At 73.7% G+C, this 19,136-nt stretch carries 17 protein-coding genes and 1 pseudogene; 8 read left to right on the top strand and 10 right to left on the bottom strand.

Translation table 11 applies throughout. The annotated features are described in order from the left end of the window. Entirely contained in the window at nucleotides 1-192 is a 192-nt protein-coding gene (locus Q0195_RS01140) for a twin-arginine translocase TatA/TatE family subunit (protein WP_299273420.1), read from the bottom strand. A gap of 200 nt (nucleotides 193-392) precedes the next feature. Beyond that, nucleotides 393-1,712 (bottom strand): lactate racemase domain-containing protein, encoded by a 1,320-nt coding sequence (locus Q0195_RS01135; protein ID WP_299273418.1) that lies wholly within the window; start codon nucleotides 1,710-1,712, stop codon nucleotides 393-395. 131 nt (nucleotides 1,713-1,843) lie between these two features. On the opposite strand from Q0195_RS01135, the gene uxaC reads away from it, so the two are divergent. From uxaC to Q0195_RS01120, 3 genes are read left to right on the top strand one after another with little or no spacing between them, the layout of a single operon-like run. Then, nucleotides 1,844-3,277 carry a glucuronate isomerase gene (gene uxaC / locus Q0195_RS01130; protein ID WP_299273415.1) on the top strand — a complete coding sequence of 478 codons (1,434 nt, stop codon included), beginning with the start codon at nucleotides 1,844-1,846 and terminating at the stop codon, nucleotides 3,275-3,277. Then, entirely contained in the window at nucleotides 3,274-4,653 is a 1,380-nt protein-coding gene (locus Q0195_RS01125) for a mannitol dehydrogenase family protein (protein ID WP_299273412.1), read from the top strand. The genes uxaC and Q0195_RS01125 overlap by 4 nt, the downstream gene beginning before the upstream one ends. Next, on the top strand, nucleotides 4,653-6,167 hold the full coding sequence (locus Q0195_RS01120) for a gluconokinase (RefSeq protein WP_299273410.1): 1,515 nt from the start codon (nucleotides 4,653-4,655) through the stop codon (nucleotides 6,165-6,167). The genes Q0195_RS01125 and Q0195_RS01120 overlap by 1 nt, the downstream gene beginning before the upstream one ends. A 9-nt stretch (nucleotides 6,168-6,176) precedes the next feature. On the opposite strand, the gene Q0195_RS01115 is transcribed toward Q0195_RS01120, so the two are convergent. After that, nucleotides 6,177-7,652, bottom strand: coding sequence for a glutamate--cysteine ligase (locus tag Q0195_RS01115; RefSeq protein WP_299273407.1), 1,476 nt, complete (start codon nucleotides 7,650-7,652; stop codon nucleotides 6,177-6,179). 101 nt (nucleotides 7,653-7,753) lie between these two features. Here Q0195_RS01115 and Q0195_RS01110 point away from each other — a divergent pair, with 101 nt between their 5' ends. Genes Q0195_RS01110 through Q0195_RS01100 form a run of 3 tightly spaced genes read left to right on the top strand, consistent with a single transcriptional unit; the run spans nucleotide 7,754 to nucleotide 11,028 of the window. Next, a complete protein-coding gene (locus tag Q0195_RS01110; protein WP_299273404.1) occupies nucleotides 7,754-9,619 on the top strand; it encodes a metallophosphoesterase in 1,866 nt (621 codons plus the stop codon). After that, nucleotides 9,620-10,327, top strand: coding sequence for a vitamin K epoxide reductase family protein (locus Q0195_RS01105; RefSeq protein ID WP_299273401.1), 708 nt, complete (start codon nucleotides 9,620-9,622; stop codon nucleotides 10,325-10,327). After that, nucleotides 10,324-11,028, top strand: coding sequence for a metal-dependent transcriptional regulator (locus Q0195_RS01100; protein WP_299273399.1), 705 nt, complete (start codon nucleotides 10,324-10,326; stop codon nucleotides 11,026-11,028). Before Q0195_RS01105 ends, Q0195_RS01100 begins: the two co-directional genes overlap by 4 nt. 89 nt (nucleotides 11,029-11,117) lie before the next feature. Here Q0195_RS01100 and Q0195_RS01095 read toward each other — a convergent pair whose 3' ends face one another. Continuing rightward, nucleotides 11,118-11,582: a MarR family winged helix-turn-helix transcriptional regulator gene (locus Q0195_RS01095; protein ID WP_299273397.1), complete on the bottom strand. Its 465-nt coding sequence runs from the start codon at nucleotides 11,580-11,582 to the stop codon at nucleotides 11,118-11,120. A gap of 45 nt (nucleotides 11,583-11,627) precedes the next feature. Here Q0195_RS01095 and Q0195_RS01090 point away from each other — a divergent pair, with 45 nt between their 5' ends. Next, nucleotides 11,628-12,077: an HIT family protein gene (locus Q0195_RS01090; protein WP_299273395.1), complete on the top strand. Its 450-nt coding sequence runs from the start codon at nucleotides 11,628-11,630 to the stop codon at nucleotides 12,075-12,077. 48 nt (nucleotides 12,078-12,125) lie between these two features. On the opposite strand, the gene Q0195_RS01085 is transcribed toward Q0195_RS01090, so the two are convergent. Both Q0195_RS01085 and Q0195_RS01080 read right to left on the bottom strand, forming a co-directional pair. Further along, nucleotides 12,126-12,470 (bottom strand): hypothetical protein, encoded by a 345-nt coding sequence (locus Q0195_RS01085; RefSeq protein WP_299273392.1) that lies wholly within the window; start codon nucleotides 12,468-12,470, stop codon nucleotides 12,126-12,128. Further along, nucleotides 12,380-12,907 (bottom strand): NAD(P)H-binding protein, encoded by a 528-nt coding sequence (locus tag Q0195_RS01080; RefSeq protein WP_299273390.1) that lies wholly within the window; start codon nucleotides 12,905-12,907, stop codon nucleotides 12,380-12,382. Before Q0195_RS01080 ends, Q0195_RS01085 begins: the two co-directional genes overlap by 91 nt. A gap of 171 nt (nucleotides 12,908-13,078) precedes the next feature. On the opposite strand from Q0195_RS01080, the gene Q0195_RS01075 reads away from it, so the two are divergent. After that, on the top strand, nucleotides 13,079-13,933 hold the full coding sequence (locus Q0195_RS01075; protein ID WP_299273387.1) for a sigma-70 family RNA polymerase sigma factor: 855 nt from the start codon (nucleotides 13,079-13,081) through the stop codon (nucleotides 13,931-13,933). A gap of 33 nt (nucleotides 13,934-13,966) precedes the next feature. Here Q0195_RS01075 and Q0195_RS01070 read toward each other — a convergent pair whose 3' ends face one another. The 4 genes and pseudogenes from Q0195_RS01070 to Q0195_RS01055 form a co-directional block, all read right to left on the bottom strand. Then, nucleotides 13,967-14,593 carry a hypothetical protein gene (locus Q0195_RS01070; RefSeq protein ID WP_299273384.1) on the bottom strand — a complete coding sequence of 209 codons (627 nt, stop codon included), beginning with the start codon at nucleotides 14,591-14,593 and terminating at the stop codon, nucleotides 13,967-13,969. 113 nt (nucleotides 14,594-14,706) lie between these two features. Further along, on the bottom strand, nucleotides 14,707-17,928 hold the full coding sequence (locus Q0195_RS01065; RefSeq protein WP_299273381.1) for a DEAD/DEAH box helicase: 3,222 nt from the start codon (nucleotides 17,926-17,928) through the stop codon (nucleotides 14,707-14,709). 29 nt (nucleotides 17,929-17,957) lie between these two features. Then, nucleotides 17,958-18,728, bottom strand: a complete 771-nt coding sequence (locus Q0195_RS01060) for an ABC transporter permease (protein ID WP_299273379.1) — start codon at nucleotides 18,726-18,728, stop codon at nucleotides 17,958-17,960. Nucleotides 18,729-18,738: 10 nt separating this feature from the next. Beyond that, a pseudogene (locus Q0195_RS01055) lies at nucleotides 18,739-19,136 on the bottom strand (hypothetical protein); the annotation flags it as partial.

Raw genomic sequence — 19,136 nt, 5'->3', positions numbered from 1 at the left:
CTAGGCGGCGCGCTGGTTCTCGCCGTCGGCGGGCGGGGCCGCGACGTCCTCGGTGAGGTCCTTGACCTCCCGCTTGAAGATCTTCAGCGACTTGCCCACGCTCGCGGCGACGTCCGGCAGCCGCCGGGCGCCGAAGAGCATGACGACGAGGACGACGAGGACGACGATCGCCCACAGGCTGGGTGTTCTCACTGCATGGCCTCCCTTGGCTGTCCAGCACGGAGAGGGCGCGTGACGGGACACTTCTGCAGGCTACGTCGCCGAACCCGTCAAGGCTCCTTACCGATGCTGGTGCTCAGATTCACAGGTCGGCGCCCCGCTGTCAAGCGTTCCAGACGACCGGCGGCCGCCCGGCGTCGTGCCGGCCGCTGCGCAAGAGTGGGAGCGGTGGGTCACTTCCCGTGGAGCTCGTGGTCGGCGCGCCGGTCGAGCTTCTCCCGGGTGGACCACAGGCCGGCCGACGGGGTGGAGATGTAGTAGACCTCCTCGCCGTCGGGCATGGTGTTCCAGCCGTCCTTCATCACCGCCGGGTCGTAGCGGCGCAGCGCCTCCTGAAGGTCCATGTACCGGTAGCCGACCGACTCGATCTCCTCCCGGGTGAGATGCCCCGGGGCATAGGTGATCGTGAAGCGGCCCTCGGAGGAGCCGTGGACGAGGTGCGCGGTGCCGTGCGGGATGTCCTGCATGTCGGCCTGCGTCTGGTAGAGGTCGAGCACCTCGCGCTGCGACAGGTACCCGTACTTGCGGATGAGGTCGTCCACCTCCGGCTGCTCCCCGAAGCGCTCGACGCCGGGGGCGATGACGAGCAGCTCCCCGCCGTCGGCGATCGCCATCCGGGTGCGGTAGACGGCCTTGTTCGCCACCCACGTCGCGCGGAACTCGTCGGCCTGCATGACGGCGACGACCTTCTTGGCCGGCTCCTCGAAGACGGTGAAGTTCTGCTCCCGGGAGGCGCGGGCGGCGTCGTAGTACGTCTCGAGGTCGTCCCCGACGTACACACCCGTGTGGGCGAGGCGGCCGTTGTCGTCGTAGTCCATGACGACCATGAGGTACACGTCGGGCAGGTGGCCGAGGAACTCCTCCTCGGCGTAGTTGAAGCAGGCACGCACCGGGGTGAGCAGGTTGCCGAGGTTGTTCTCGATCCCGTAGACCGCCGAGGCCATGTGGGAGGCGCCGAGCAGCCGCTTGCCGCCCAGGCCGATGAAGTAGTTCTTGTTGTGGTTGGCGAACCCGAGCACCTCGTGCGGGACGACGTGGCCGATGTTGACGATGAGGTCCCACTGCTCGTTCATGAGCATGGTGTTGAGGTCGACCGGCATCTCCCAGTCGACGGCCCCGCCGGTCTTCTCCCGCACGAACTCCGCCGGCACCGTGCCGACGTTGACGACGCCGTCCTTCCAGTCGTGGGCGTGGATGCGCTCCTCGGGGATGGAGCCGAACATCCAGCGGTTGTCCTCCGGGGTGTGGGGGACGTGCTGGCCGAGCGTGGGGATGACGTGCACCTCGGCGCCCGCGGCGTCGAGCCGCTGGTAGAGGTACTCCGTCATCCAGCCGGTGCCGGAGTGGGCGCGGGTGAGGTCCGGCGGGAGCAGCAGCACCCGCCGGTACTCGGTGATCCCGAGCCGTTCCCGGGCCTCCTCGAGGAGCCGGTCGCACATCGCCTCGATCTGGGGCCGCGAGATGAACCGGGCCTCCTCCTTGAACCACGTCATGCTCCCGACGGTAGCGGCGGCGGGCGGCCGCGTCAGCGCAGACCGCAAAGTTCTGGCAACCCGTGGCAACCGGCTGGCAAGGGCTGGCAACCTTGTTGCTGGTGCCCTGGGTGGGCTGGACGATGGGCGGCATGAGCGCAGACACCCAGGCGTCCCTGTCCGTGCACCCCGACCGTCTCCTCCCCGCCCAGCCGGAGGTGCGGGACGTGGCGCGCCGGATCTACGCCACCACCAAGGACCTCCCCATCATCTCGCCGCACAGCCACGTGCCCCCGCAGTGGCTGGTGGACGACGAGCCGTGGCCCGACCCGGCCTCGCTGCTGCTCACCCCGGACCACTACGTCCTGCGGCTGCTGCACGCCAACGGCGCCGAGCTCAGCGACCTCGGTCGGGGCCCGGAGGGGCCGCTGCCGCTCGACGAGGCGGCGGCGCGCAAGGCCTGGCGGATCCTGTGCGAGAACTACCACCTCTTCCGCGGCACCCCGGTGAAGTACTGGTTCGACACGACCTTCACCGAGGTCTTCGGCATCACCCAGGTCCCCAGCGCCGCCACCGCCGACTCGATCTACGACCAGGTCGCCGAGAAGCTCACCCAGCCCGAGTTCCGGCCGCGCGCCCTCTTCGAGCGCTTCGGCATCTCGGTGCTGGCCACCACCGACGACCCGCTCGACGACCTCGTGCCCCACCGCACGCTGGCCGAGGACCCGACCTTCAGCGGGCGCGTCATCCCGACCTTCCGCCCGGACCGGTTCCTCGAGCTCGCCCGCCCGGACTGGCCCGAGCTCGCCCGCCGGCTCGGGGAGGTCGCCGACGTCGACACCGGTGACTACGCCGGCTACATCGCCGCCCTGGAGAACCGCCGCCGGTACTTCAAGGAGCACGGTGCCGTCTCCTCCGACCACTCCCACTTCGACGCCGGCACCGAGCCCCTCGACGAGGCCGAGGCCTCCCGGATCTACGCCGCCGCGCTGCGCGGGGAGGTCACCGAGGCCGAGGCCGTCGCCTTCCGCCGCCACATGATGAGCGAGACGGCGCGCATGGCCACCGAGGACGGGCTGGTCATGACGCTGCACCACGGGGTGCGCCGCAACCACGACCCCGACAACTTCGCCCGCTTCGGCGCCGACGCCGGCTCCGACATCCCCGTCGCGATGGAGTTCACCGAGGCGCTGCGGCCGCTGCTGGGACGCTACGGCAACCACCCGAACCTCAACCTCGTGGTCTTCACCATCGACGAGACCGTGTTCTCCCGCGAGCTGGCGCCGATGGCCGGCTTCTACCGCTCGCTCTACGTCGGGGTGCCGTGGTGGTTCCTCGACGCACCGGAGGCCATCCGCCGCTTCCGCGGCGCCGTGACGGAGACCGCGGGCTTCTACCGCACCTCCGGGTTCATCGACGACACGCGGGCCTTCCTGTCCATCCCGACCCGGCACGACATGTCCCGCCGGCTCGACGCCGCCTACCTCGCCGAGCTGGTCGCCGAGCACCGGCTCACCGAGGAGGAGGCGCTGGCCACCGCGCACGACCTCGTCACCACCATCCCGAAGCAGGTGTTCAAGCTGTGAGCCAGCGACTCAGCCGCCGCCCCGACCAGCCGGCCGCCCCGGTCCGGATCGTCCATCTCGGGCTCGGCAACTTCTTCCGCGCCCACCAGGCGTGGTACACCATGCACGCCGACGACGGCGCGGGGTGGGGGATCGCCGCCTTCACCGGCCGCCGACCCGACGCCGCGCGGGCCCTGGCCCCGCAGGACGGGCTCTACACCCTCGTCGTGCGGCACCCGGAAGGTGACGAGCTCGAGGTCGTCACCTCGGTGAGCGCGGTCCACGCGGCCGCCGACCACGCGGCGTGGCTGGAGTACCTGCGCGACCCGGAGGTCGCCGTCGTCACGAGCACGGTGACCGAGGCCGGCTACCTGCGCGGGCCCGACGGCGGGCTGGACCGGGACAACCCCGACGTCCTGGCCGACATCGAGACCCTGCGCCGCGACCCGGTCGCCCCGGTGAGCACGGTGCCGGGCAAGCTCGTCGCCGGCCTCATCGCCCGCCAGGCCGCCGACGGCGGCCCCATCACCCTCCTCCCGTGCGACAACCTGCCCGGCAACGGCGCGGTCGTCGCCCGCGTCGTGCGCGACCTCGCCGCCGAGGTGGACGCGGGGCTGCTGCCGTGGCTGGACGAGAACGTCGACTTCGCCAGCTCGATGGTCGACCGGATCACCCCCGCCGTGGGACCGGAGACCGCCGAGGTCGTCGAGCGCGAGCTCGGCGTCAAGGACGCCTCCCCGGTGGCCACCGAGCCCTTCAGCGAGTGGGTCATCGCCGGGAGGTTCCCCGCCGGCCGCCCCCGGTGGGAGACCGCCGGTGTCACCCTCGTCGACGACGTCGAGCCCTACGAGCGCCGCAAGCTGCTCCTGCTCAACGGCGCCCACTCGCTCATGGCCTACGCCGGCCCCGTCCTGGGCCACGAGACCGTCGACGAGGCCTTCGCCGACGAGCAGGTCCGCGGCTGGGTCGAGCGCCTGTGGGACGACGCCGCCCCGAGCCTCGACGTCCCCGCCGAGGACATCACCGACTACCGCGCGGCGCTGGCCGAGCGCTTCGCCAACCCGCGGATGCGCGACGTCCTGGCCCGCATCGCCGCCGACGGCTCCCAGAAGCTGCCCGTACGCCACGTCCCGGTGCTGCGCACCGAGCGCGCCGCCGGCCGCATGCCCCAGGGCGCCGTCGTCGCCGTCGCCGCCTGGGTCGCCCACCTGCGGGGGGCCGGGGTCCCCGTCAACGACGTCGCCGCCGAGCAGTGGCAGCTGCTCGCCGCGGGTGAGGACGACCAGGCGGTGCGCACCGTCCTCGCCGAGCTGGCGCCCGACCTCGCGGAGGACACCGAGCTCCGGGCCGCCGTGCTCGACCGGCTGCGCTTCTTCGAGTCCGTGAAGGCGCGCTGATGGGCGTCGTCATCGGGATCGACGTCGGGACGACGACGACGAAGGTCGTCGCCGTCGACACCGCCTCGCCGTGGCGGGTGGCCGCCTACCGCGAGTACCGGCTCAGCGAGCCGCAGCCGCGCTGGCAGGTCCAGGACCCCGCGATGGTCCTCGAGGCCGTCGACGAGGCGCTCGCGGAGGTCGTCGCCGCGTGCGGGGACCGGGAGGTCGAGGTCATCGGGGTGGGGTCGGCGATGCACGGCCTGCTCGCCCTCGACGAGGACCTGCGCCCTCTCACCGACATCATCACCTGGGCCGACACCCGCGCCCACGCCGAGGCCGCCGAGCTGCGTGCCGCGGGCCGGGCCCGCGAGCTGCTCCACCTGTCCGGCACCCCGGTCCACCCGATGAGCCCGCTGACCAAGCTCATGTGGTTCGCCCGCCACGACACCGTCACCGCGGGCAGCGCGCACCGCTGGGTCGGGCTGAAGGACATCGTCCTGCTCCACCTCACCGGCCGGCTGGTCACCGAGCGCTCCACCGCCTCCGCCTCCGGCCTGCTCGACCTCGGCACCGGCACCTGGGCCGACTCCTCGCTGGAGCTGGCCGGGGTGCGCCGCGAGCAGCTGCCCGAGGTGCTGCCCACGACGGCGCTGCTCGAGCTCGCGCCCCAGGCGGCCGAGCGTGTCGGGCTGCCCGCCGGGATCCCGGTCAACGCCGGCGCCACGGACGGGCCGCTGGGCAACCTCGGCACCGGCGCCATCGAGCCGGGGATCGCCGGGCTGTCGATGGGCACGAGCGGTGCGGTCCGCACCGTCGTGCCCGAGCCCCGGCTCGACGAGGGTGGCCGGCTCTTCTGCTACGCCCTGACCGACGACGCCTGGGTGGTGGGCGCGGCCATCAGCAACGGCGGCGTCGTGGCCCGCTGGGCCGGGGACGTCTACGCCCCGGACGTGCCGCCCGGGCCGCTGCGCGACACCCAGGTGCTGGCCATGGCCTCCGACGTCGCGCCCGGCAGCGACGGCCTCGTCATGCTGCCCTACCTCCTGGGTGAGCGGGCCCCGCTGTGGGACCCCGAGCTCACCGGTGCCTTCCTCGGGGTGCGCCACGCGCATGGCCGCGGCCACTTCATCCGGGCGGCCATCGAGGGGGTCGCTCTGCAGATGGCCAGCATCGTCGACGTGCTCGACACGGTCACCCCGGTCGCCGAGGTGCGCTGCACCGGCGGGGTGTTCCGCTCCGAGCTGTGGCGCCAGGTCATGGCGGCGACCATCGGGCGTCCCATGGTGCCGACCGACGACGCCGAGGGCTCCGCGCTCGGCTCGGCGATCCTCGCGCTGTACGCCACCGGGCAGGTCGAGTCCCTGGGTGCCGGGCTGGAACTCCTCAGCCCGGCGGGGGAGGTCGCCGACCCGATCGCCGTCTCGAGCAAGGACCGGGCCACCTACGCCGAGCTGCGCGGCCGCGCGGCGCGGCTGCTGTCCGCCTACGACGAGCTCCAGGAGTACCTCGAGTCCTTCACCCCGCGCGGCTGAGGGACCGGGTCAGGGCACCGGCCAGGTGTGCACCGGCCTGCCGGTGTGCATCGCGCGCATGTAGTCCGCGAGCATGAGGCGCAGGGCCTCCGCCCGGTCGTGGCCCCGCTCCTCGTGCGCGTGGACCGCGGCCACCTGCCACGTCGAGCCGTTGCGTCCCAGCCGCGCCCGCGCCTCGATGATGTCGAGGTACTTCCCGGCGGTACCGCCGTCCACCCCGAGCCGGTCGAGCCCGCGGGCCGCCATCGGCAGCAGCTTGCGCAGCACGAGCTCGTCCGCGGCGATCTCCCCGACGCCCGGCCAGTAGAAGCGCGCCGCCATGCCGTCCCGGGCGGCTGCCTCGAAGTTCTCCCGGGCGGCGTCGAAGGACATCCGTGACCACAGCGGCCGCTCGTCGGTGACCAGCTCGACGATCATCCCGTAGAAGAAGGCGGCGTTGGCGATCGTGTCGACGACGGTCGGGCCGGCGGGCAGCACCCGGTTCTCCACCCGCAGGTGCGGGCGGCCGTCCTTGACGTCGTAGATGGGCCGGTTCCACCGGTAGATCGTGCCGTTGTGGAGGCGCAGCTCGGACAGCGACGGTGTGCCCCCGGCGGCGAAGACCTCCGCCGGGTCCTCCTCGCTGCTCACCGGGAGCAGCGCGGGGAAGTAGCGCACGTTCTCCTCGAAGAGGTCGAAGATCGAGGTGATCCACTGGTCGCCGAAGAACACCCGCGGCCGCACCCCCTGGTTGCGCAGCTCGGGGGAGCGGGTGTCGGTGGACTGGAGGAAGGCCTCGATGCGGGTCTCGGCCTGGAGCCGGTGCCCGAAGAGGTAGGGGGAGTTGGCGCCCATCGCCACCTGCGGCCCGGCGAGCAGCTGGGCGGCGTTCCAGTAGTCGGCGAAACGGCGCGGGGTGACCTGGAGGTGGAACTGGGTGGAGGTGCATGCCGCCTCGGCGAAGATCGAGTCCAGCGTCACCGACAGCGGCTCGTGGCCGTCGATCTTCAGCGTGATGTCCTCCCGGCGGGAGGCCATGACGGCGTCGTCCAGCGCCCGGTAGCGGTCGCTGTCGCTGAACCACGCCCGGCCCTCCTGCTCGGCCGCCAGGGTGGGCAGGATGCCGATGATGACGAGGTCGGCACCCGCGTCGCCCGCCCGGTCACGGGCCCGGTTGAGGTTGCGCCGCAGGGCGCTCTCCAGCTGCTCCAGCGAGGTGCCGTCGATCCGCCGCGGCTCGACGTTGAGCTCGATGGTGAACCGGCCCAGCTCGGTCTGGTAGAGCGGGTCGGCGATACGCGCGAGCACCTCGGCGTTGCCGAGGAAGGGGCGCCGCTCGGCGTCGACGAGGTGGATCTCGATCTCCAGCCCGGTGCGCCACTCGTCCTCGACGAACACCCCGGCGGCGAGCATCGACTCCAGGGTGTCGAGGCAGCGGCGCACCTTGGCCCGGTAGCGGGCGTGGTCCGCGCGGCTGAAGCTCGTCCCGGTGATCTCGTCGCCCATGGCTGCTCCTCGGTGAAGCGTGGCGGGGTGTCACCTGTGAGAGAACCACATCGCACGCCGCTCGGCACGGTGTTCGGTGCCGGTGGGTGAGAATGGCCGTGATGGCACGCGAGGACGACGACGGCGCCCGCCCGGCCGCCCGGGAACGGCGGTGGCGCTGGGAGTGGTGGCACCGGCAGACGACGGCCACCCGGCGCACCATCCGCACCACCCTCACCCTGCTCGTCACCGGCCTGGTCTCGGCCGTGTTCGGGGTGCTGACCGCGGCCACGGACTCCTCGCTGGGCCCGCACGCCGCCCACTACGCGGTGACGCCGCAGCACGAGATCGTCGTCGACCTCGGGCCGCTGGGGGCGGTGCTCCTCGACTCACCGCTGCCGTGGCCGCTCGGGGTGGACGTCACCGTCCAGGAGATCCCCATGGAGCTGACGGCTGTCCAGCCCAGCCCGGTGACCGGTCTCGCCGGGGACCTGGCGGCCTACGCCCAGCTCGTCTCCCACCCCGAGGCCGCGGTCGCCGAGGCCGCCGGCGCCCTGGTCCGCGACGCCCTGGGGCGCGCGGTGCTCACCTGGTCCGGCCTGCTCGTCGTCATCGCCGGAGGCCGGTTCGCCTCCCGCGGGCTGCTGCGCCGGGAGCTGGCCGCCGCCGTCACCCGGCCGGGGGTGCGTCCGCTCGTCGGGGTGGTGGTCCTCAGCCTCGTCGCGGTCCCGGTCGCCGGGGTGGTCGCGGACCGTCCCGCCGAGGGCACGACCATCCGGGCCCTGGCGGGCACGCCGATGGAGGACCTGCGGATGACCGGGCGCATGGCCCAGCTCATCGACACCTACGGCGGCTACCTCGTCGAGGCCTACGAGGAGAACGAGGCGTTCTACGCCACCGTCACCGCCAACCTCGAGGCGGCCTACGCCGAGAGCCGCTCCCCGCTGCGGCCCCCAGGCATCCCGATCGTCAGCCCGGCACCCACCGACCCGGCCGACGACGACACCGGCCCCGGCGGCGCCGACCAGCCCGGGCCCCCGTCTCCCGGGCCGGTCGACGGCCCCTCCCCGGACGGGGACCCGGGACCCGGGCCGACCGACGACGCGGTGCCGGGCGCCGGGATGCCGCTGCCCGCGCGCGTGGAGCCCACACCGCGGCCCCGGGTGGAGCCGGTGACCTTCCTCCACGTCAGCGACCTCCACTGCAACGTCGGGATGGCCGCGGTCATCGCCACGGCGGTCCGGCTCAGCGGCGCCCAGGCCGTGCTGGACACCGGCGACACCGTGATGAGCGGGACGTCGGTGGAGTCCTACTGCGTCAACGCCTTCGCCGGGGCGGTCCCGCCGGACGTCCCGATCGTCGTCTCCACCGGCAACCACGACTCGGTGACCACCGCCGAGCAGATGCGCGACGCCGGGTACGTCGTCCTCGACGGCGAGGTCGTCGAGGTCGCCGGGGTGCACCTGCTCGGCGACACCGACCCCACCCTCACCTCCCTCGGTGAGGGGACCCGTCCGGAGCGGGAGGAGACGGTGCCCGAGATGGGGGAGCGGCTCGCGCAGACCGCGTGCGCCGCCGACCGGGTCGACCTGCTCCTCGTCCACAACCCGAGCGCCGCCCTCCCGGCACTGGACCGCGGCTGCGTCCGGCTCGCACTGTCCGGCCACTGGCATCGGCGTGAGGGGCCGGAGGTGCTGGGGAGCGGCACCCGGTACGTCGGGGCGAGTACGGCCGGTGCCTCGGGCGGGGCCACCATCGGCCCGCTCAACGGCCCGGCCGAGATGACCGTGCTGCGGGTCGACGCCACCACCGGCCGGCCGCTGGACTACCGCGTCATCACCATCGGCACCGACGCCGAGGTCGATCTCGGCCGCTGGTACAGCTTCCCCCGGCCGGCAGACGAGGCGGCCCCGAGCGGCGATACTGGTGACCGGGAACCGACCGAGGAGCCGACCGACGCCGACGCGTCGGCGGGAACGGAGCGCTAGATGAGCCAGCAGCCGCGGGCAGAGGAGGCCATGGGCGACCACGCCGTGCTGACCGACGAGGAGCTGCTCGCCGAGGAGCGCGAGCTCGCGGGACTGGACCCGGCCCGCCCCAGCGAGCACCAGCTCGCCGGCGGCGCGCCCCGCGGGTTCGGCTGGCTGCTCACCGTCGGGGGCGCGCTGGGGACGTGGGCCGCGGTCATGCTCGTGCTGTCCCAGCAGACCCTGCTCCGCGACCCCGACGCGACGCTGGGCTGCGACATCAACCCGCTCATCGGCTGCGGCAAGTTCGTGCTCAGCTGGCAGGCGGCGGCGCTCGGGGTGCCCAACGCGCTGCTCGGGACCGTCGCCTTCAGCGTCGTCATGGTCACCGGGCTCGTGCTGCTCGGCGGCGGACGCCTCCCCCGCTTCTACTGGGTGCTGCTCATGGTCGGCTCGGTGCTCGCCGCAGTCGCCATCACGTGGTTCCAGTACCAGGCCTTCGTCAACCTCCGCGGGCTGTGCCCGTTCTGTCTCGTGGTGTGGACGGTGACCATCCCGATCGTCGTCAACGTCCTGGCGCGCGGCTTCCAGGCCGGCCACGTGCCCGCGCCGGAGGGGCTGCGACGCTTCCTCGTCCAGGACCGGGCGCTGGTCATCGTCGTGTGGTACGCCGTCGTCCTCTTCCTCATCGGGTTCGTCTTCTGGGACCAGTGGATGCTGATCCTGTGAGCACGGCACGCAACACCGGGCCGACGCTGCCCACCTCGAACGTCACGCAGGACTACCTCAAGGCCATCTACTCCGCCGTGGAATGGGGTGGGCCGGCGATGAGCGTCAGCGCGCTCGCCACCCGCATGGGCGTGTCCGCCTCCACCGCGTCGGAGACGGTCCGCCGGCTCGCCGACGAGGGGCTCGTCCACCACGAGCGGTACGGCGGGATCTCGCTCACCGAGCGGGGGCGCGAGGCGGCGCTGAAGATGGTGCGCCGCCATCGGCTCATCGAGACCCTGCTCGTCGAGCACCTCGGCTACGAGTGGGACGAGGTCCACGACGAGGCCGAGGTGCTCGAGCACGCCGTCTCCGACCTCCTCATCGAGCGGGTCGACAAGCTCCTGGGGCATCCCGTGCGCGACCCGCACGGCGACCCGATCCCCAGCATCGACGGCGAGGTCACGCTGCCACCGACCCGGCCGCTGAGCGAGACACCGGCCGGTGAGGGCGGCCGCGTCGTGCGGATCTCCGACGCCGAGCCGCAGGTGCTGCGCCACCTCGCCGACGTCGGGGTGCGGCTCGACGCCGAGGTCACCGTCGTGGAGACCCGGCCCTACGTCGGCACCACCCTGTTCACCGTCACCCAGCCGGGGGAGGAACAGGGACAGGAGGTCGAGCTCGGCGACCCCGCGGTGGCGGCGGTGTGGGTGACCCGCTGAGCCTCACCCGCTCGGACCGACCGGGCGGACGGCCGCGGGGCGTCGGGACAGGGCGGGTGACCCGTGACCGGCGGGTGATGCGCTGAGCCTCACAGGTCGCGCTGCGCGGTGCGTAGCTTGTGCGCGAGCCGCTGCAGGGTGCGCAGCTCCTCCTCGTCCAGCGCCCCGCCGACGTAGCGGCGGATGGAGCGCACGTGGTTGCGCCCGATCTGCCGCTGCAGCGCGGCGCCCTCCTCGGTGAGGGCGACGACGACACCACGGCCGTCGTCGGGGGCCGCACGCCGCTCGACCAGGCCGCGCGCGGACAGCCGGTCCACCATCCGGCTCAGGCTGGGCTGGGTGAGCATGATGAGCTCGGTGAGCTCGCGCATCCGCATCGCGCCGCCCTCGCCGCGACTGAGCTGGAAGAGCACGTCGTACTCGCGGGAGGTGAGTGGGGCGAAGTCGTCCCCGGCCTCGAAGCGGCGCATGAGCGTCACCTGGGCGCGGAAGAGCTCCTCCCACGCCTCGGCGGCGAGGCGGGTGGACACCCCGGTCTGGTCGTCTGCTGTCACGTCGTGCCTCCTCCCGGGCGATCGTGCCACGGATACGCTGGCGTCATGGCCACCGTGTTCAGCAAGATCATCGCCGGGCAGATCCCCGGCCGGTTCGTCTGGGCCGACGACCTCTGCGTCGTCTTCGCGACGATCGCGCCCATCACCGACGGCCACATGCTCGTCGTCCCACGCGAGGAGGTCGACCAGTTCACCGACGCGTCGGACGAGCTGCTCGCCCACCTCATCGCCGTGGCGAAGAAGGTGGGGCAGGCGCAGCGCGCGGTGTGGGACGCCCCGCGGGCCGCGGTGCTCGTCGCCGGCTTCGAGGTGCCCCACCTCCACATCCACGTGCTCCCGGCGTGGGACGAGGCGGCGCTGCGCTTCGACAACGCCCGCCACGACGTCCCCGCCGAGGAGCTCGACGCCGCCGCCGAGAAGGTCCGCGCGGCCCTGCGCGACGCCGGCCACGGCGCGAACGTCCCCGCGTCGCTGACCTCCCCGGCCCTCGGCTGACCCGGCCCCGGCGCAGCGCCCACTGTCTCCCACGCCGACCGGCGGGCGTCAGGCAGGTGCCACGGCCGTGGGCGTGAGCTGCTCGTCGAGGTAGGCCTCCCAGGTGCGGTGGCCGCGGTCGGCGGTGTCGAGGTTGAGGTTGGCACCCGCCCGGTAGGCGGCACCCGCGCGGCCCGGGATCCGCACCGGGAGGAACGGCCGACGCATGCCGCGCGCCGCGAGGTAGCCGCGGACGAGCTCGTCGAGCGGGTGGACCCGCGGGCCGGCGAGGTCGGCGACCCGCCCGGCGGGTGCCGCGAGCGTCAGCTCCAGCAGGCGGGCGGCGACGTCGCGCGGGTCGACCGGCTGGAGGCGCAGGCCGCCGGGTGCCGGGACGACCGGGAGGCGCGCCATGGACCGCGCGGCCGTGAGCACCAGGGGTGGAACTGCGCGGCGCGCAGCGTCGTCCACGGCAGCCCCGAGGTCTCCACCGCCTCCTCGGCGAGCAGCTTGGAGCGGAAGTACCCCAGCGGGACACGGTCGGCCCCGATCACCGAGATGAGGACGACGTGCTCCACGCCGGCACGGGCGGCGGCCCGCACGAGGTTCGCGGTGGCCCGCTCGTCACCCGTTCGGCCCCCGGCCAGGTGGACCACGGTGCCGACGTCCGCGACGGCGGCCGTGGTCCCGTCGTCGCGGAGCAGGTCACCGACGACGTGGTCGACGCCGGGGACCGGCAGGTGCGAGTGCCGGCTCAGCACCCGCAGCGGGCGGCCGGTCGCGATGACCAGCGGGACGAGCTCCCGGCCCAGCGTGCCGGTGCCGCCGGTGACGAGGATGGTGGGACGCATGTCGTTCTCCTTGCTCTCGGCCGGCGGGTGCGTGCGGCACCCGCCGGGTGCGGTCGAAAGGGTCGACGAGAGCGGGCCGCCCGATGTGACAGCCCGTCACATCCCGGGCGGCGGCGTCGTCGTGCTGGTAGCCGGCACGCACGCCGGGCCGCGGCAGACGGGAGAGCACCGATGACCGACCGGGACGAGCTGGCCGCCCGGTTCGACGCCGAGCGCGGCCGGCTGCGCGCTGTGGCACACCGGCTCGTCGGCGCGGAGCAGGCAGAGGACGTGGTCCAGGAGACCTGGCTGCGGCTCGAGCGGGCCGATGCGGGGACCATCGAGAACCTCGCCGCCTGGCTCACCGCGGTCGCCTCGCGGATCGCGCTCGACGTGCTGCGCAGCGCGCCGCGGCGGTGGGAGCGGCCGTGGCAGGTGCAGCCGTGGGAGGAACCGGTGAGCGCCGAGGGGGAGCCGGAGCGCGAGGTCGCCGAACGCGACGCCGTGGGGGTCGCGCTGGTCGTCGTCCTCGAGCGGCTCACCCCGGCCGAGCGGCTCGCCTTCGTGCTCCACGACGTGTTCGGCCGGCCGTTCGACGAGATCGCGGGCGTCCTCGACAAGTCCGCGGCCGCGGCACGACAGCTCGCCTCCCGCGCGCGTCGGAAGGTCCGCGGTGCCCGGCCCTCGTCCGGGGACCGACGGCGCAGCCGGGAGGTGGTCGAGGCGTGGCTCCGTGCCGTCCAGCACGGCGACCTGGGGGCGCTGCTCGCCCTGCTCGACGAGGACGTCGTCCTGCGTGCCGACTACGGGGTGCGCGGGGGCGAGGTCGTCTCCGGTGCGCGGGCGCTCGCCCAGCGCGCCACTGCCTTCGCGCGGATCGCGGCCGGTGCGGTGCCCGTGCTCGTCGACGGCCGGCCAGGTGTCATGGCCCGGCGCGGTGGTCGGGTGCTTTCCCTCATGTCCTTCGAGGTCGTCGACGGCCGGATCGTCGCGCTCGACGTGCTCGCCGACGCCGACCGGCTCGCCGACATCCCCCTCGGGGACTGACCTGCCCACCACCGCCAGGGCCCAGGCCGAGCCTCAGCCCAGGGTGCACTCGGTGCGGAGCGACTCGACGGCGTGGACGAAGCCCTGGCCGCCGTCGCCCAGCTCGGTGTCCCGCAGGTCGAGGTAGGACTGCCAGGCGTCGGCGAGGGCCTCCGCGGCGTAGTAGAGGCCGTCGGTGCCGGGCTGGTGGATGTTGAAGCTCCAGATCTTCTCCACCGAGGCGCCGACCTGGGCGTCCGCGGCACCGCCGGCGACCCATCCGTGGAGCAGCTCGGTCTCCGCGCAGATCTGCGCGATGGCCGTGTCGCGGTCGGGCGGTTCCGCCGCCCCCTCGGTGGGTGTGTCCGCCGGACCGGCGGGCCCCGCGGCCGGCTCGGTGGACGTGTCCGGCGGGCCGGCCGGCTCCGTCGTCGCGTGCGGTGCGGGGAACGGTTCGGGTGTTGCGGTACCGGGGGAGACCGGGGCGACCCGCTCGTCGGGCACCGCCACGACGGGCCGTGCCGTCACTCTCGTGCTGGGCACCTCCGGCGTCGGGTCCGCGCCGCAGCCGGCCACGGCGAGGGTGCAGAGCAGGGCGAGCGCCGTCCACCGCCGGGAGGCTGAGCAGGGGCGCCCGGCAGCGGCGGCGGGCCACGCGGGGCGGAGCACAGTGTCGTCCATCGAGGGGCTCCCAGGAGTGCCTACCGCGGACGCCTGCGTCCCGGCCGTCGCCGCCCCGATGGGCCCAGTCTCACGAGGTGCCGGGGCCGCGGCAATCGTCCTTTGGGCTGATTTCAGGCGCTGAGCAGCTCGCGGATGTCGTCCGCCGTCAGCGGGCTCGCCGCACTCTGCGTCCCCTCGGCGAGGACGCGGTCGAAGAGCTCGCGCTTGCGCTCGGCCAGTGCCATGACCTTCTCCTCGATCGTCCCCTCGGCGACCATCCGGTAGACCATGACGGTGCGGGTCTGGCCGATGCGGTGGGTGCGGTCGATGGCTTGGTTCTCCACCGCCGGGTTCCACCACGGGTCGAGCATGAAGCAGTAGTCGGCCTCGGTGAGGTTGAGGCCGAAGCCGCCCGCCTTGAGGCTGATGAGGAACACCGGGGCGTGCCCCTCCTTGAACTCCCGGATCCGCGCGGCGCGGTTGGTCGTGGTGCCGTCGAGGTAGCAGTAGTCGACGCCCTGCTGCTCGAGGCGGTCGCGCACGAGCCCGAGGTAGCCGGTGAACTGGCTGAAGACGAGAGCCCGGTGCCCCTCGGCGACGACCTCGCCGAGCAGCTCGAGGAACGCCTCGGCCTTGCTCGACCCCACGCCCGCGTACTCCTCGTCCACCAGCGCCGGTGCGAGGGCGAGCTGCCGCAGCAGGGTCAGGGAGCGGAAGATGGTGAAGCGGTTCTTGTCGAGGTCGTCGACGAGCCCGAGGATCTTGCGCCGCTCCCGGGCGAGGTGGGTGTCGTAGATCCGCCGGTGACGTGGGGTCAGCGGCACCGAGAGCAGCTGCTCCTGCTTGGGCGGCAGTTCGGCGGCGACCTCCTCCTTGGTGCGGCGCCGGATGAACGGGCGGGTGCGTCGGCGTAGCCGCTCCAGGGCCGCGGTGTCCTTCTCGCGCTCGATCGGGACGCGGTAGGCCTCGGTGAAGGCGCGCGGGTCGGGGAAGAGGCCGGGGGCGGTGATGGACAGCAGGGACCACAGGTCCATGAGGCTGTTCTCCAGCGGCGTGCCGGAGATCGCCAGCTTGACCGGCGCGTCGAGCCGGCGCGCGCACTGGTGGGTCTTGGCCTGGTGGTTCTTGACGAACTGGGCCTCGTCGAGCACGAGCACCGACCAGCCCAGGGCGTCGTAGGAGGCGAAGTCGATCCGCAGCAGCGCGTAGGAGGTCACGACGACGTCGGCCCCCGCCACCCGCTCGGCCAGCGGCACCCCGGCCTTCGCCGAGGTCTGCTCCACGGTGCGCACGACGAGGCCGGGGGTGAAGCGCTCGGCCTCGCTCGCCCAGCCGCCGACGACGGAGGTGGGGGCGACGACGAGCACGGGATGGTCCAGGCGGCCGGTCTCCTTCGCCCGGGCGACGACGGCGAGGGTCTGCAGGGTCTTGCCCAGTCCCATGTCGTCGGCGAGGATCCCGCCGAGCCCGGCGTCCCACAGGGTGGCGAGCCACTCGAAACCCTCGCGCTGGTAGCCGCGCAGCTCGGCGTGCAGCCCGGCGGGGAGGTCGACCGAGCCGGCGGGCGGGCCGGAGAGGAGCGCGGAGACGGTGCGCCGCCACCGCTCGCTCTGCGCGTCGACGACACCGAGCGCGCGCAGCTCCTCCCACAGGTCGGCCTGGTAGGGCGTGACCCGCACGGTGCCGGACTCCTCGTCGTGCAGGCCGCCGGCCTCGGCGATGAGCTCGCGCAGCCGGTCGAGCTCGGGGTGGTCGAGGCTGAAGTAGCTGCCCGACGGGAGGAACAGGTGCTCCTCACCGGCGGCCAGCGCGCGGAAGAGGTGACCGAAGGGCACGTCCTCGCCGTCGAGCTGGACCGTGACCTCGAGGTCGAACCAGTCGCCCTCGGTGGAGTCCGTGGCCGTGAGCCGGACGGTGGGTGCGGTCTCGACGAGCCGGTAGTCCGGCGCCTCGCCGTGCACCTCGACGACGAGCTCCGGGTTGTCCTCCCGCAGCCGGGGCAGCCCGACCCGGGCCAGGTGCGCGGTGTCGAGCCGCCGCAGCTCGACCACCGGCTCCGGGCCGCGCGCCGGTGGGGTGGCCCGCAGCCGGGGCAGGCCGGGCGGCAGGACGAGGGTGTCCAGGAGCCGTGCCTCGCCCGGCAGGTCGCGCACCCACCCGGCGTCGCGGTCCTGCGGCGGCTGCCCGACGGGGACGTCGGTGACGCCGTCGGGGGTGCGGTACCGGAACGCCCAGGCGAGGCGCACGACGTGGTCCGGCAGGTGCGTGACGGACAGCGCGAGCGTGGGCGTGAGGACCTCGGGCAGGTCGACCGCGGCGTCGGAGGAGCCGACGGGCAGCAGCCGGCGCAGGCGGGGGAGGAACTCGCGGCGGAAGCGCTCGACGTCGCCGGGAGGGATGTGCAGCGCCTCGCCGGTGACGAGCTCGGAGGCGCCGAGGGGCATCGGGCGGCGGAGCGGGGCGAGGAGCAGCCCCTCCTCGCTCACGGCCACCCCGTGCACCGGGTGTCCGATGAAGGCGACGGCGTGGGCACCGACCGCCCGCCCGGCGACGCTCACCACGGGAGCGACCCGGACGCCGTCCTGGATCGGGTGGGCGGTGACGTCGAGGGTGACCTCGGCCGGGGTGCGGCTGAGTGTGACCTCCCCCGGGGTGCCGCGGTGGGGGACGAGCGCGACGCCGGCGTCGACGGCCTGCTGGAGCAGCGTCCACACCGCCGGGCCGAGCTCGTCGAGGAAGACGTGCTGGGCGTAGGCGTTGGGGTGGGAGCCGACGAGGGCGCGCAGGGCCTCGACGTGGGCAGGTACGAAGCGCCCCCACGTCCACCGCACGCTGTGCCAGGTGACGCCGGTGCGCACCCAGGTGCCGCGGGCGCCGCGCACCACGGGGACCACGCGGACCCGGGCCGCGGTGCGCCCGGGTGCGGCGGCCGCGCCCCGCCCCACGACCCGTTCGAGCTGGAGGCCGACCGGTTCACCGCCCGACGCGGAGCTCTCACGCACAGCGCCGTCGAGCGCCCGCTCCCAGTCCGGCTGCCCGCTGCCGTGGTCGCGGGCGGCCACGACCGCGGCCACCCCGTGCTTGCAGTCGATACGCACGGGGCAGGTGCAGGTGATGGCGACCTCGCCGCGCTCGAGGAGCACGAAGGTCTGGTAGGACGCGGCGCCGCTGCCCTTGACGGTGGCGAAGAGCGCGCGCTCGTCCGGGTCGACGTGCAGCCGCCGGACCATGCCGCGGCGGGCGTAGTCGATGCCCCGGCCGACCGTCGGGGCATCGATCCAGCGGCGCAGTGTGGTGTCGTCCGGCAGGGTGAGCCGTGCCAGCGCCCGCGCGTCGCTCTCGGTCAGCTGCACTCCTCTACGGTAACCGCGGGCACCGACACTCAGATGCTGCGGCGCATCATGCGGATCCCCACGGTGAGCCCGGTCGTCGCGAGCACCACGGCCGCCGGCCCGCCCTGCCAGACGGCGGGGGCGGCGAGGTCGCCGTTGAACAGCGCCCGCTCGGCCTCGACGAGGTAGGTCAGCGGGTTGAGGCCGCCCAGGACCTGCATCCACCGGGGGGCGGCCTCGAGCGGCAGGAGCATGCCCGACAGGATCATGAGCGGGAAGATCAGCGCCTGCTGCACCGCCCAGAACATCCAGTCGCGTTCGCGGGAGGCGATCCCCAGTGCGTAGCTCAGCGCGCCCAGCCCGATCCCGAACACGGCGAGGACGACCAGGCCGAGCGCCATGCCGGGCAGCTGGGGCCGGAACCCGAAGATCGCGGCGACGAGCGTGATGACCACCGCCTGGACGGCGAGCGGCACCATCTCCTTCAGCGCGCGCCCGACCATGAGGGCCGACCGGGCCACCGGCGTCACGAGCATCCGCTCGTGGGACCCGGACTGCAGCTCGAAGAGCAGGTTCGACCCGGCCATCGCGGTGCCGAAGAGGGTGCTCATGACGATGATGCCGGGGACGAACCACTGGAAGGACTCGGCGAGCGGCAGACCGGTCGTGCCGCTGAGCAGCGGGCCGAAGAAGGCGAGGAAGACGAGTGGCTGGAGCAGGGAGAAGATGACGCTGAACGGGTCGCGGAGCACCGGCCACAGCTCGCGGACGAGCACGTTGCGGGTGTCCCGGAGCACCTGGGTGGGGGTCGGGGCGGTCATGGCGTCTCCTTCAGAATGCAGGCTGGGCAGCCGGGGCGGGGGTGGGGGCGTCCTGGGTGACGGTCTCCTCCTCGCGCAGGCTGCGGCCGGTGAGCGCGAGGAAGACGTCGTCGAGGGTGGGCTGGTGGAGCTCGGCCGCGAGCACCCGGTGCCCGCCCGCGGCCAGGGTGCCGAGCAGCCCGGGTAGTACCCGGTCGCCGTGGTCGACGACGACGACGTACCGCACCGCCGCCGGTCCTGCTGCCGAGCCCCCGGTGGCCGGGCCGTGGCCGGGCGCTCCTCTCCCGGTGACTGGTGAGCTGCCGGCAAACGAGCTGTCGGTGGGAAGTGGGCTGTCGGTGGGAAGTGAGCGCTCGGTGGGGAGTGGGCTGTCGGTGGGGAGTGGGCGGCCGTCCCAAGGTGAGGGGT

Origin of the sequence: uncultured Georgenia sp. (genome assembly GCF_937958535.1) — a bacterium.
Lineage (GTDB): Bacteria > Actinomycetota > Actinomycetes > Actinomycetales > Actinomycetaceae > Oceanitalea.
This window is presented reverse-complemented; position numbering and strand designations above follow the sequence as displayed.